The sequence below is a fragment of the Mycobacterium sp. SM3041 genome, assembly GCF_039668335.1.
In the GTDB taxonomy this organism is placed as follows: domain Bacteria; phylum Actinomycetota; class Actinomycetes; order Mycobacteriales; family Mycobacteriaceae; genus Mycobacterium.
This window is the reverse complement of record NZ_JAYXBQ010000001.1, coordinates 68,347-81,220: the sequence shown is the minus strand read 5'-3', so window position 1 is coordinate 81,220 and position 12,874 is coordinate 68,347. Positions and strand designations below refer to the sequence as shown.

Genomic DNA, 12,874 nt, shown 5'->3' with positions numbered 1-12,874 from the left:
CCATCATCCCTGATTGCCCGTTCCCGTCGTTCTCGTGGTCATGCTCCGCAGTTGCCGCGCGGCCACCGACAGGGTCGCCAGGTCACGCACCTCGTCACCCAGGATCTCGGTCAGCGTCCGCCGGGCCCGCATCACCCGGGAACTGTTGGTCGACGCCCACTCGTGGATCTTCTGCTCGCCGGTCTCGTCGACCTCGCCGACCGCCATCACGTCGATGCACAACGACCGGATGGACCCGTAGATGTCGTCCCGAATCGCCAAGCGCGCCAACGAATGCCAGCGGTCATTGCGACTGAGTTCGGAGACCGCGGTGAGCAGGTTGTCGATGCCCAGGTTGTCCGTCAGCGCGAAGTACGTGTCCGCGACCTCGGCGGGCTCACGCTCGGCGATGTCGGCGATGTCGATGACGTCCAGCAGGCTGTACTGGTACAGACCGGTGGCCACCATGTACGCCAGGTCCGGCGAGACACCGGCGGCCACGAACTGCGCCGCATCGGTCTCGGCGATGGCCTTGTCGTCGCCACGCAGCCACTGCGCCATCTGCGGGGTGAGCTCGGTCACCTTCGCCGCGAACCGGTTGGCCTCGGCGCCCACCGCCAGCGGCTGGGGCCGGTAGTTCAGCAGCCAGCGCCCGGCCCGGTCGATGAGGCGACGCAGGTCCAGCGTCATGCGGTCGGTGACATCCACCGGGACACCTGCCAGGCCGGCCGCCCGGATGTTCCGCCACACCTCGCCGACCCGGAAGATCTTGTCCACCGCGACATAGCTGCGGACCGCGTCGACCGGCCCCACGCCGACGTCTTCGGCGACGCGGTACGCGTAGGTGATGCCCGCGGTGTCGACGAGGTCGTTCAACAGCATCGTGGTGATGATCTCCCGGCGCAGCTGGTGCGACCGGATATCCGCGGCGAACCGGTCCCGCAGCTCCTCCGGGAAGTAGTCCGGCAGTCGTCCGGCGAACACTTCCTGGTCGGGCAGATCACTGTTCAGCACGTCCTCTTTGAGCGCCAGCTTCACGTGCGCCATCAGGGTGGCCAGCTCCGGCGAGGTCAGCCCCAGCCCGGTCTCCATCCGCCGGCGGATCTCCTTGTCCGACGGCAGCGCCTCCAGCTCGCGATTCAGGCCGCGTTCGGCGGCCAGATTGCGAATCTGGGCGGCGTGCACCGGCAGCAGGCTGGCGGCGTTGGCGCGGCTGGTGCCCATCAGGTCGTTCTGAGAGATGTTGTCGGCCAGCACAAGCCGGCCCACCTCGTCGGTCATCGACATCAGCAGGTCGGTGCGCTCGGCGGCCGCGACCTTGCCCGAGGTCACCAGTGCGTCGACCAGAATCTTGATGTTGACCTCGTGGTCGGAGCAGTCCACGCCCGCCGAGTTGTCCATGGCGTCGGTGTTGATGTGGCCGCCGGCCAGATCGAACTCGATGCGGCCGCGCTGCGTCACACCGAGGTTGCCGCCCTCGCCGACCACCTTGGCACGCACCTGATTTCCGTTGACCCGGATGGCGTCGTTGGCGCGGTCACCGACGTCGGCGTCCGACTCGGTCTCGGCCTTGATGTAGGTGCCGATACCGCCGTTCCAGAACAGGTCGACCGGCGCCAGCAGGATCGACTTCATCAGCGCCGGCGGGGTCAGCTCGGTGACGTCGGCGGCCAGACCCAGCGCCGCGCGCACCTGCGGGCTGATCGTGATGGACTTCTGGTCGCGGCTGTAGACGCCACCGCCCTCGCTGATGAGCGATTTGTCGTAGTCGTCCCAGCTCGACCGGGGCAGTTTGAACATCCGGTCGCGTTCGATCCACGAGCGGGCCGCATCGGGGTTCGGGTCCAGGAAGATGTGCCGGTGGTCGAAGGCCGCCACGAGGCGAATGTGCTTGGACAGCAACATGCCGTTGCCGAACACGTCGCCGCTCATGTCGCCGACGCCGACGACGGTGAAGTCCTGCGTCTGGGTGTCGTGCCCGATCTCGCGGAAGTGCCGTTTGACCGACTCCCACGCGCCCTTGGCGGTGATGCCCATCGCCTTGTGGTCATAACCCACCGAACCACCGGAGGCGAACGCGTCGCCGAGCCAGAAGCCGTATGACTTGGCGACATCGTTGGCGATGTCGGAGAACGTCGCGGTGCCCTTGTCGGCGGCGACCACCAGGTAGGCGTCGTCGCCGTCGCGGCGCACCACCTGCGGCGGCGGCACGACAGCGCCGGTGGCCGTCTCGACGTTGTCGGTGACGTCGAGCAGGCCGGCGATGAACAGCCGGTAGCAGGCGACGCCTTCGTTGCGCAGGGCATCGCGATCGGCAGCCGCGTCACCGGTGGGGGCGGGCGGCGACTTCAGCACGAAGCCACCCTTGGCACCGACGGGCACGATGACGGCGTTCTTCACCGCCTGTGCCTTGACCAGGCCCAGGATTTCGGTGCGGAAGTCCTCCCGCCGGTCCGACCAGCGCAGGCCGCCGCGCGCCACGTTGCCGAACCGCAGGTGCACGCCTTCGACCCGCGGCGAGTACACGAAGATCTCGTATTTGGGCCTGGGCAGCGGCAATTCGTCGATGAGCTGCGGGTTGAGCTTGAACGACAACGCGTTTCGCTGCCGCGCCGAGCCGGGCGCCGTCACGTAGTAGTTGGTGCGGAGGGTGGCCTGCACGAGCGCCGCGAAGGCCCGCAGCACGCGGTCGGTGTCGAGGCTCACGAGGGCGTCGATGTCCGCGGCAACGGCGGCCGCGGCCGTTTGGGCGCGATCCGCGGCGTCGGCCCCGGTCGGGTCGAACACCGCCTCGAAGAGTTCGACGAGCGACTTCGCAGTGGCCGGGTTGTCCCGCAACACCGTCTCGATGTGGGACTGGCTGTACGGAAAACCGGCCTGCCGCAGGTATTTCGCGTAGGCCCGCAGGATCGTCACCTGCTGCCAGGTCAGTCCCGCGCTCAGCACCAGCTCGTTGAACCGGTCGATCTCCACCTTGCCCTGCCAGATGGCGGTGACCGCGTCGGCGAAGCGGGTGGCGATGACTTCGCGCTCGGCTTCCGGGGCGTCGACGGTGGAGTGGTGCCGGGAAATCTTGAACTGGTAGATCCACACCGGCATGCCGTCGGCGCGCACGACGTTGAACGGCTGCTCCTCCAGCACCACCACGCCCATCGACTGCAGCATCGGCAGCAGCTCACTCAGCGAGGCCGACCGGCCGGCCAGATACCACGTGAGTTGGGCGGTGCCGTCGTCGTCGGGCCCGGCTTCGGGATAGTCCAGCACCAGTTTGACGCTGTCGTCCTGCAGCTGATCGATGATGCTGATGCCCTCGATGGCACCGGCCGGCGTGAACGCCTGCTTGTAGACCTCGGGGAACGCCACCGCGTAGTGCTCGGCCTCGGCGCGGGTGATGGTGCCGGGCGTGACCGCCCCGATCAGGCGGTCGCCCCAGGTACGGGCGGCCTCGGTCAGCAGACCCTGGATACGGGTTTCGTTGGCGGTCGACGTGTCGATGGTCGCGGGGCTCGCGGACTCGCCCAGCCGGACGGTGAAATGTACGACGGCCCAAGGCGATTCACTGACCCGGGCGGTGTACTCGATGCTCTCGCCGCCGAGTTCGCGCACCAGGATGTCCTGCATGGCCAGCCGGACGTCGGTGGTGTAGCGGTCGCGCGGCAGGTACACCAGGCACGACACGAAGTGGGCCAGCTTGTCGGCGCGCAGGAACAGCAGCGCGCGCCGCCGCGAACCCAGGTCGATGACGGACTTGCCCATCGCGACGAGGTCGCGCGCGGTCAGGGAGAACAGCTCCGAGCGCGGAATGGTCTGGATGATGTCGAGCATCAGCTGCCCGGGCCGGCTCGGATCTCCCTGGGACAAGGCCAATGCCTCGTTGACGCGACGTGAGATCAAGGGAATCTCAAGCACATTGGCGTTACCCGCGGTCACGGTGAACTGACCGATGAAGCGGTGCTCACGCGCCGGACCGTTCGGCCCCGCGCTCTCGCGGACCACCACGATGTACGGGTAGGCGCCGTAGCGCAGGTAACTCGGCATGGTGGCCTGGGCCACCGCCAGCAGTTCGTCGTCGCCCGCGAGCGGCGGCAGCACGTCGGTGCGCAGCTTGGCCACGCCGAGCCGGGTCGCCGGGTCCACCTGCGCCTGCCCGTCCTCCACGGTGCACTGCTGGTAGCCCAGCAGGACGAAGTGCCCGTCGGCCAGCCAGCGCAGCAGGGCCGCCACGTCACGCCGGTCGTAGCCGGGGAACCGGCCGTTGTGGTCGGCGTCGAGCGCGTTGGCCAACCCCACGAGCGCGGCGTTCATCGCCGGCGTATCGAGTTCCACCGCCCGCGTGTCGGTCAGGGCGTGCGGCAGCACAGCCGCGGCCTCGGCGACGGCCTTGCCGTCACCCATGGTCGCCAGCTGCACATGGATCCAGGTCTCGTCGACGCCGTCGGCCGGGGCGCTGGGGTCACCCGCCGGACCCATCGCGACGACCTCGCCCGCCGCATCACGCCGCACCCGGAACTCGGGACTCATGATCGCGGTGTAGGCGACACCGATGCGATGCAGCAGCACCATCACCGAATCCATCAGCAGCGCGCTGTGATCGGTGACGATCTGCAGCGCCGGGCCGAAGCGACCGGAATCGTCGGCGGAGTAGATCGCGACGAGCGTCTCCCCCGTCGACCGGCGATGACCGAGGCGATAGTGCGCCGCCAGCAACTCCGGGGACACGCGGGTCGCCATCGCGACGTCGATCGGGGCGGTGACCCCACCGTCGGCCGGCGAACCATCGCTGGGGCCGCGGTAGGTCAGCAGATATGCCCGTGCGAGACCAGCGTTGCCGTCCGCACCGGCGGACCGCGTCGTGCCGCTGAGTCCGCCCCGATTTTCCGTCATCCGACTTGCTCCTGACGTCGCGCCGTCGTGCCCCAATCGGCACGTACGTGCGACGTTAGTCGCGAGTCAGCTTGCGGTGGGTCACTCTGTGCGGACGCGCCGCTTCGATTCCAAGTCGTTCCACTTTGTTCTCTTCATAGGCACCGAAGTTGCCCTCGAACCAGAACCATTTGGCCTCGTCCTCGTCGTCACCTTCCCACGCGAGGATGTGGGTGCAGGTGCGGTCGAGGAACCAGCGGTCGTGGCTGATGACCACGGCGCAACCGGGGAACTGCTCGAGCGCGTTCTCCAGCGAAGACAGCGTTTCCACGTCCAGGTCGTTGGTCGGCTCGTCGAGCAGGATCAGGTTGCCGCCCTCTTTGAGGGTCAGCGCCAGGTTCAGGCGGTTGCGCTCACCACCGGAGAGCACACCGGCCGGCTTCTGCTGATCGGGTCCCTTGAAGCCGAACGCCGACACGTAGGCCCGCGACGGAATCTCGTTCTGGCCGACCTCGATGTAGTCGAGCTTGTCGGAGACGACCTCCCAGACCGTCTTCTTCGGGTCGATGCCCGCGCGGCTCTGGTCGACGTACGACAGCTTGACCGTCTCGCCGACCTTCACGGTGCCGGCGTCCGGCTGCTCCAGACCGACGATGGTCTTGAAGAGCGTCGACTTACCCACACCGTTCGGGCCGATGACGCCGACGATGCCGTTACGCGGCAGGGTGAAGGACAGGTTCTCGATCAGGACGCGATCGTCGAAACCCTTCTTCAGGTTGTCGACCTCCACCACGACATTGCCCAGACGCGGCGGCGTCGGAATCTGGATTTCCTCGAAATCGAGCTTCCGCGTCTTCTCGGCCTCGGCGACCATCTCCTCGTAGCGTCCGAGGCGCGCCTTGTTCTTGGCCTGCCGGGCCTTGGCGCCCGAACGCACCCAGGCCAGCTCGTCCTTGAGGCGCTTCTGCAGCTTCTGGTCCTTCTTGCCCTGAACCTCGAGACGCTCGGCCTTCTTCTCCAGGTACGTCGAGTAGTTGCCCTCGTACGGGTAGGCGCGGCCGCGGTCGAGCTCGAGAATCCACTCGGCGACGTTGTCCAGGAAGTACCGGTCGTGGGTGACGGCGAGGATGGCGCCCTTGTAGTCGGCGAGGTGCTGCTCCAGCCACAGCACGCTCTCGGCGTCCAGGTGGTTGGTGGGCTCGTCGAGCAGCAGCAGGTCGGGCTTGCTCAGCAGCAGCTTGCACAGCGCGACACGGCGGCGCTCACCACCGGACAGGTGGGTGACGGGCTCGTCCGGCGGCGGGCAGCGCAGCGCGTCCATGGCCTGCTCCAGCTGCGAGTCGATGTCCCACGCGTCGGCGGCGTCGAGCTCCTCCTGCAGCTTGCCCATCTCTTCCATGAGCTCGTCGGTGTAGTCGGTGGCCATCAGCTCGGCGACCTCGTTGTACCGGTTGAGCTTGGCCTTGACCGCGACACCGGCCTCGACGTTCTCCCGCACCGTCTTGGTCTCGTCGAGTTCGGGCTCCTGCATGAGGATGCCGACGGTGGCCCCCGGTGCCAGGAAGGCGTCGCCGTTGTTGGGCTTGTCGATGCCGGCCATGATCTTCAGGACGCTGGACTTACCGGCGCCGTTGGGGCCGACGACACCGATCTTCGCGCCGGGCAGGAAGTTCAGGGTGACGTCGTCGAGGATGACCTTGTCGCCGTGCGCCTTGCGGACCTTGCGCATCGTGTAGATGAATTCGGCCATGCCGTCGTCATGCCTTTCGTTGGCTGTTCGTCGAAGCGTTCTCGTAGCGCGAGCCCCTGCACACTGGAAGTGGCGCGGCCCCGCGAAAACTCGCTGACCATCCTAGGCAAGCCGCCAAATCGCCCGATGGCGCGGTCGGGGCGCCCCGCGACGGGCCTCGTGAGGCGCCCCGGCATTTCCCCTATGCCGACAGCACCAGCGCGCCGGAATTCTCGGGTTCGGGCGACTCGGGGCCGGCCTCGGGCTCCGCCTGCGATGGCTCCTGCTCGATCGGGTTCGGCCGCCGGGGATCGATCTTGACCTGGCACCGGCCCATGTCCGGACCGACAGACGTCGCCTTGACCTCCATCGACGACCGCCGGTTGCCCTCTTTGTCCAGGTACTCGTTGGTGAAGATGTGACCGACGACCACCACCGGGTCGCCCTTGAACAGCCGGCCCGCCACCCCGTCGGCCACCCGGCCCCAGCAGTTGACGGTGACGTACAGCGAGTTGCCCGGCTCCCAGCCGTCCTCGGTCTTCTTCCGCGAATTGCTCGCCATCCGGAACGTGGCGACGTTGCTCTCCCCGGCCCGGCGCGCGACCACGTCGGTGACGACGTTGCCGACCACGGTGATCGGTGTCTCGAACATGTGCTTCTCCATCCATTTCGGTGTTGCCGGCGTTCTCGTCGGCCTGTGCGTCCATTGACCCGTCAGGCACCGACAAAAGAACCGGCGCCGCTCCCAGAGCGGCGCCGGTTGTGGATGAATCGCGAACTGTGGATAACCCGGGATGGGGTTACTCGGCCTCGATGACGTCGATGGCCTTCTTGGCCTTGCGCCGCTGCAGCTCCCGGACGTCGAACTTGATCCAGCCGATCGAGTCGACGGTAGCCAGGTCCGCGAGGATCGCCCGCAGTTCGGCGAGGAACGCCGTGCGCCGCTCTTCCAGATCAGGCGCCGCCTCGAGCAGCTTCTGGTCGGCGACCACCTGCCGTGCCGTCGTGAACAGCAGCGCCGACACCGACTCGTTGCTGCGAATCCGGCCCTGTGCGACGTACTGCCGGCCGACGCCGAGGGCCCGCTTCGTCAGGTCCTTCTCACTGATGTCGGGCGGCGTACCCCGCAAGACGTCGGCGACCAGTTCGTAGGCCTCCAGGAACGGCCGCAGCATCGCGCCGGCGATGATCGGGCGCTTGGCCCGCAGCATCGCGTAGATGGCCTCGCCGCCCTCGGCCAGCTGCTGCTCGCAATTCGCCTGCCACGACATCTCCTCCACGATGTGCTCGCGGAAGGATGCCGAGTCGGCGAAGTAGAACTCGAACTTGAGCAGGTCGCGCAACCGCATCACCTGCGACCAGAAGGCCTCCACCGGATCGGATTCCGCCTTGGCCGCATGTGCCATGGCCAACTCGACGATGGCGGTCTCCAAGAACGCGTCGATGGTCGTGTTGCGGTAGAACGCGGCCTCGTGCTCGTCCTGCGGCGCGATGTACCAGACCGGCTGTCGGCCACTGTCGACCGCCGTCACCGGATGCCCGCCGGACATCGCGTCGAGCGCGGCCCGGACCCCCTCGGGGGTACGCAGCCGCAGGACCGAGTTGGTCATCGGAATCTGTTTGCGCTCAAGGTAGTCCAGCGCGTCCTGCAGGGTGTGGTGCAGCTGGTCCAGCGTCAGTGCCAGGCCGCGGGTGGTCAGCAGCAGCGCCGACACGAGCGCCGTGGCGTTGATCGGGGTCGCCCGCAGGATGCGCCAGGCCACTTCGAACGCCATCTTCTGCAGCGCAAGGCGTTTGGCCGCCGGGTCGTTGGCGATCTCACCGTCCGGTGGCCCCAGCTGTTCGCGCATCGACACCGCTTTGGGGAACCGCACGTAGATCTTGCCGAAGTTCCGGTCGCCCTGTGCCTTGATGTAGTGGTAGAGCCAGCTCAGGCCTTCGGGGGTCTTCTCGCCGCCGCGGGCGTACGCGGCGTACTCGGCCGTCTCGTGCAGCTGGTCGAAGCTGATGGAGACGGGCTGCAGCAGGATGTCCTCGCTGCGGCCGTCGAAGTACGCGTCGGCGACGTAGGCGAGCAGACCGAGCTTGGGCGGCAACATCTTTCCGGTCCGGGAGCGGGTGCCCTCGATGGACCAGTTGAGGTTGAAGCGCTTCTCCACGATGTACCCGACGTACTCCTTGAGCACGTACTTGTAGAGCGGGTCGCCGGCGATGTTGCGCCGGATGAAGATGACGCCGGAGTGCCGGAAGATCGGCCCCATCAGGCCGAAGGCCAGGTTGATGCCGGCGAACGTGTGCACCGGTGGCAGGCGGTTCTCCTGCATTGCCACCGGCACGATCACGCCGTCGAGGTAGGACCGGTGCGAGAAGAGCAGGACGGCGGGGTGCAGCTCGAGCGCGTGCCGCATGGCCTCGACCTGCTCGCGGTCGTAGTCCACGTTGGGGTCGAAACCGCGACTGAAGATGGCGCGCCCGATCTTCGGGATGAAGTCGACGGAGAACCGGCTCCAGCCCGTCGAGAGCTCGTCGAGCATCTCGCCGGCCTTCTCGACCGTCGCGCCGGGGATTTTCTCCAGGCCCTCCCGGAATCGCGCCGACGCCAGCACCTCGGGCTTGACCAGCCGCGGTGACTTGTACTCGGGCCCCAGCAGCCGCAGCTCCACCCGCTCGATGGCGAGCTGGGCCCGGCGCAGCACGAAACGGGCGAATTCCCTGGGGTTTTCGGCGGTCGTGGTGTCTTTCCACTGCTGCCGCAACTGCCCCACCGTGGCGGGCTCACCGGCCACCACCCGGGCCCGCAGCGGGTCCTTGCGCAGGATGCGGCGCTGCAGCAGCTCCGGCGGCCGATACCGGTCGCGGCCGGAGATCAACCCCACGATCTTGGAGCGCGTCGGCAGCCCGGCGGGCACCCAGAACACCCGGACGGGCACCACCGACCGGCTTTCGTCGGCGCCGAGCAGTTCCACCAGGCGGGCCAGCGTGCCGGGCGAGGGCTCGCCCTCGGTCGGCAACCGGAGCACCTCGAGGCGGGTATCCGGGTGCTGCTTACGTTGGTGCGCCAGCCAGTCGTTGAGCAGGTCCCACTCGGCAGCCGAGCCGACCGCGGTCAGCACCAGCGCGTCGTCCGTCGGGTCGAAGCTGGCGAGGTCGTCCGCGGTGTGCTTCACCGTCGGCCCTTGGCGCTGCGCGGCGCGTCGCCGCTGTCGTCGGGCGACTCATCAGGTTCGACCGGCGCCGCGGTCCGGTGGTACAGCGCGGCGTCGGGCACCTTGTCGTGCGGCCATTTTCGGAGGGTGTCGAGATAGAGCTGACGCACCTCCGCGATGCGCTCCGACAGGTCGTCCAGGGTCCAGTCCTCGACCGAGATCGGCGGGTACACGACGACATCGACCTTGCCCGCGTGGAAGGTCGACGAATCGCGCGCGGCGATCACCTCCGCGTTGCGGATCACGATCGGCACGACGGGGATACCCGCGGCCATGGCCATCCGGAACGGGCCCTTCTTGAACTCGCCGACCTCGGTGGTGTCCAGGCGGGTGCCCTCGGGTGCGATCAGGATCGACAGGCCCTTGCGGGCAAGCTCTTCCATCTTGTGCAGGCTCTCGATGGCCGAGGCGGGATCATCGCGGTCGATGAACGCGGCGTCCATCACCTTGCCGATGGTGCCCATGATCGGGTTGCTCTCCAGCTCCTTCTTGCCCACCGAGGTGAAGTTGTCGCTCACCAGTGCGCCGGCGATCATCGGGTCGGCCTGGTTGCGGTGGTTGAAGATGAACACCGCGGGCCGTTGCGCCCGCAGGTTCTCCGCGCCGAGCACGTTCAGGTCGATGCCCAGGGTCGCCATCAACGCCTTGCTCCATGCCGACGTGAAGAAGTTGACGCCCGTGCGCCGACTGCCGGTCAACAGCCCGAGCCCGAGCGCACCGGCGGCGACCGGCGCCAGCGACGCGATACCGGCGAAGGTCCGCAGCTGCGCGATGGGGCTGCTGCCACTGCGGCTGGAGAACTTCAGCACCGGCCAACCACGCTTGGCCGCAACCGATTCCAGTTTCGCCGCCGGATTGGTGGGCCGCGGATTGCCGACCAGGTACATCAGGGCGACATCTTCGTCGCCGTCGGCATAGAAGTAGCTCTTCGCCAGGTCGACACCGTTGTTCGCCGCGAAATGCTGTGCGGCGTTGGCCTTTCCGGGCCCCCACAGCACCGGCCGGACCACCTCACCGGTGATGAGTCCGTTCTCGTCCGTCTCGAACTTGTTGCACAGCACGTTCTTGATGCCCAGGAAGTTCGCCACCGGTTCCACCTGGACCGTCAGCGCCGACGAGCTCAGCACGACGGTGTGCCCGCGCGCCTGGTGCGCGCGGACGAGCTCGCGCATCTCGGGATAGATCCGCTTCTTGATGTGCTGGATGAACAGCCGCTCGCCCAGCTCGTCGAGGTCACTGAGCGAATTGCCGTTCAGCATCCGCGCGCCGCGGCCGATCAGGTCCTCGAACTCGGCGCGTCCCAGTTGATGGTTCACCGCGGCCTGCACCATGCCGATGAACTCACCGACGCCCATCTGGCGGCGGCGCAACCGGTCCTGCGTCATGATCACGCCGGTGAACCCGGCGACCAGGGTGCCGTCCATGTCGAAGAACGCGCCAACCTCCGGCCCCTCGGGGCTGGCCAGAATCTCCGCCACCGAGCCCGGCAGCCGGGCGTTGCGGAACTCGCCCGCGTAGTCGTCGTCCGAACTCATTGTGCGGCACCCCCGTTCACTGCCGGCTCGGCCTGTTCGTCCGACAGCGCGAACGACGCCGGAACGGCCCGGCCGTCCCCACCGAGGGCCAGCACCTCGTTGAATCCGTCGAGCAGGCAGCGGGCCCACAGCTCGGGATCGTTGATCGATGCCCGGTCGTAGCGGGTGCTGATGGTGACCCAGCCGCTGCGCGAGATGAGCACCGCCATCATCGCGACACCGGGCAGGGGCCCGATTCCGTAGTGCCGCAGCACCTTTGCGCCGGCGATGTAGGTGTCCATCGGCGGGCCGGGCACGTTGCTGGCCTGCACATCGGAATTGACCACCGAGCCGGCCATGGACTCCAGCAGCGGGTCCGGCACCAGGTTCAGCAACGGCGCGACGACACCCACCACCTCGATGGCGCGCTCCTCGCGCTTGCGGGTCATCTGGGCGCGCACCTTCTGGATGCGCTTGCGCGGGTCGACGACGCCGATGGGCGCGGCGATGTTCACCCCCGCAAACCTGTTGCCACCCGCGGGGTCCGAGTCGGAGCGCACGTTCACCGGCACCGCCATCGGCAGCGTCGCCACCGGGATGCCCTTGGCCTCGTGGTAGCGGCGCAGCGCGCCGCACAGCGCGGCGAGATAGGCGTCGTTGATGGAGCCCTCGGCGGCCTTGGACGCCTTGTGCAGATCACTGAATTTGATGTCGATCGCCTCGCTGCGCGACGCCAGACCGCGGCGGCGCAGCACCGGCGACGGTGGCGCCGCGGGCGTCATCACCCGCCGGCTCGACCGGACGTAGTCGACCACCCCGCCGACCGCGTCGGCCGGGTCGCGCATCATGCGCCCGAGCAGCCCGGCCGCGCCGCGCGTCACGTCGAGCACGTTGTTGGCGATGCCCTTCGGTAACGCGTTGATACCCTGGCGCGCAAGGTCGTTCGGCGACAGGTCTTCGGGGATCGGCAACGGCGCCGACGGCCGCGGCGCGGGATCGCGCTCGAGGTCGTAGAGGTTCGCGAACATCTCCATGCTGCCCACACCGTCGGTGACGGCGTGGCTCATGTGCACGATGTTCGCGGCGCCACCGCCGGCCAGCCCTTCGACCAACGTGGCCGTCCACAGCGGACGCGAGATGTCGAGCGGCGACTGCAGCGCCAGCTCGGCGAAGTCGAAGACCTCACGCAGCGTTCCCGCGCCGGGGGCACGCACGCGCCGCACGTGGAAATCCAGATTGAAGTCGGGGTCGACGACCCAGCGCGCCGCCGCCGTCGGCAGGCTCGGCATCACGACCTTCTGCCGCAGGCGGATGGCCTTGCGGGACGCCTGCTCGAACCCCGCGCGGTACCGCTCCCAGTCCGGGGTGACGTCCAGCAGCTCGACGCCCATGATGCCGGACCGGGTGCGCGGATTGGCCTCCCCGCGATGCATCAACTGATCAACCGCACTCAACTCTTCGGGCAACCCGGCCGTGTCAAAGTCCGGCACGTCGCTCATGGCTGTCGCTCTCCTCCGTCGTTGCCCAGCGCTGGACCCTAACGCTAGTCCGCCGCCGGGGAGGGTGCGGGCAATACGGCTGTT

At 67.9% G+C, this 12,874-nt stretch carries 6 protein-coding genes; all 6 read right to left on the bottom strand.

Going from position 1 to position 12,874, the window contains the following annotated elements:
- Positions 1 to 3: 3 nt before the first annotated feature.
- The 6 genes from VXD91_RS00315 to VXD91_RS00290 all read right to left on the bottom strand — a co-directional run bounded on the left by VXD91_RS00315 (position 4) and on the right by VXD91_RS00290 (position 12,790).
- On the bottom strand, positions 4 to 4,863 hold the full coding sequence (locus VXD91_RS00315; RefSeq protein ID WP_346414338.1) for an NAD-glutamate dehydrogenase: 4,860 nt from the start codon (positions 4,861 to 4,863) through the stop codon (positions 4 to 6).
- A gap of 55 nt (positions 4,864 to 4,918) precedes the next feature.
- Positions 4,919 to 6,592 carry an energy-dependent translational throttle protein EttA gene (gene ettA / locus VXD91_RS00310; protein WP_212812356.1) on the bottom strand — a complete coding sequence of 558 codons (1,674 nt, stop codon included), beginning with the start codon at positions 6,590 to 6,592 and terminating at the stop codon, positions 4,919 to 4,921.
- A 181-nt stretch (positions 6,593 to 6,773) separates the two neighbouring features.
- Entirely contained in the window at positions 6,774 to 7,223 is a 450-nt protein-coding gene (gene ssb, locus VXD91_RS00305; RefSeq protein WP_346414337.1) for a single-stranded DNA-binding protein, read from the bottom strand.
- A gap of 148 nt (positions 7,224 to 7,371) precedes the next feature.
- Positions 7,372 to 9,738: a glycerol-3-phosphate 1-O-acyltransferase gene (locus VXD91_RS00300; RefSeq protein ID WP_346414336.1), complete on the bottom strand. Its 2,367-nt coding sequence runs from the start codon at positions 9,736 to 9,738 to the stop codon at positions 7,372 to 7,374.
- Complete coding sequence (locus tag VXD91_RS00295; RefSeq protein WP_346414335.1) at positions 9,735 to 11,312, bottom strand: HAD-IB family hydrolase/lysophospholipid acyltransferase family protein; 1,578 nt, start codon at positions 11,310 to 11,312, stop codon at positions 9,735 to 9,737. The genes VXD91_RS00300 and VXD91_RS00295 overlap by 4 nt, the downstream gene beginning before the upstream one ends.
- Positions 11,309 to 12,790 carry a wax ester/triacylglycerol synthase family O-acyltransferase gene (locus VXD91_RS00290; RefSeq protein WP_346414334.1) on the bottom strand — a complete coding sequence of 494 codons (1,482 nt, stop codon included), beginning with the start codon at positions 12,788 to 12,790 and terminating at the stop codon, positions 11,309 to 11,311. Before VXD91_RS00290 ends, VXD91_RS00295 begins: the two co-directional genes overlap by 4 nt.
- Positions 12,791 to 12,874 lie beyond the last annotated feature (84 nt).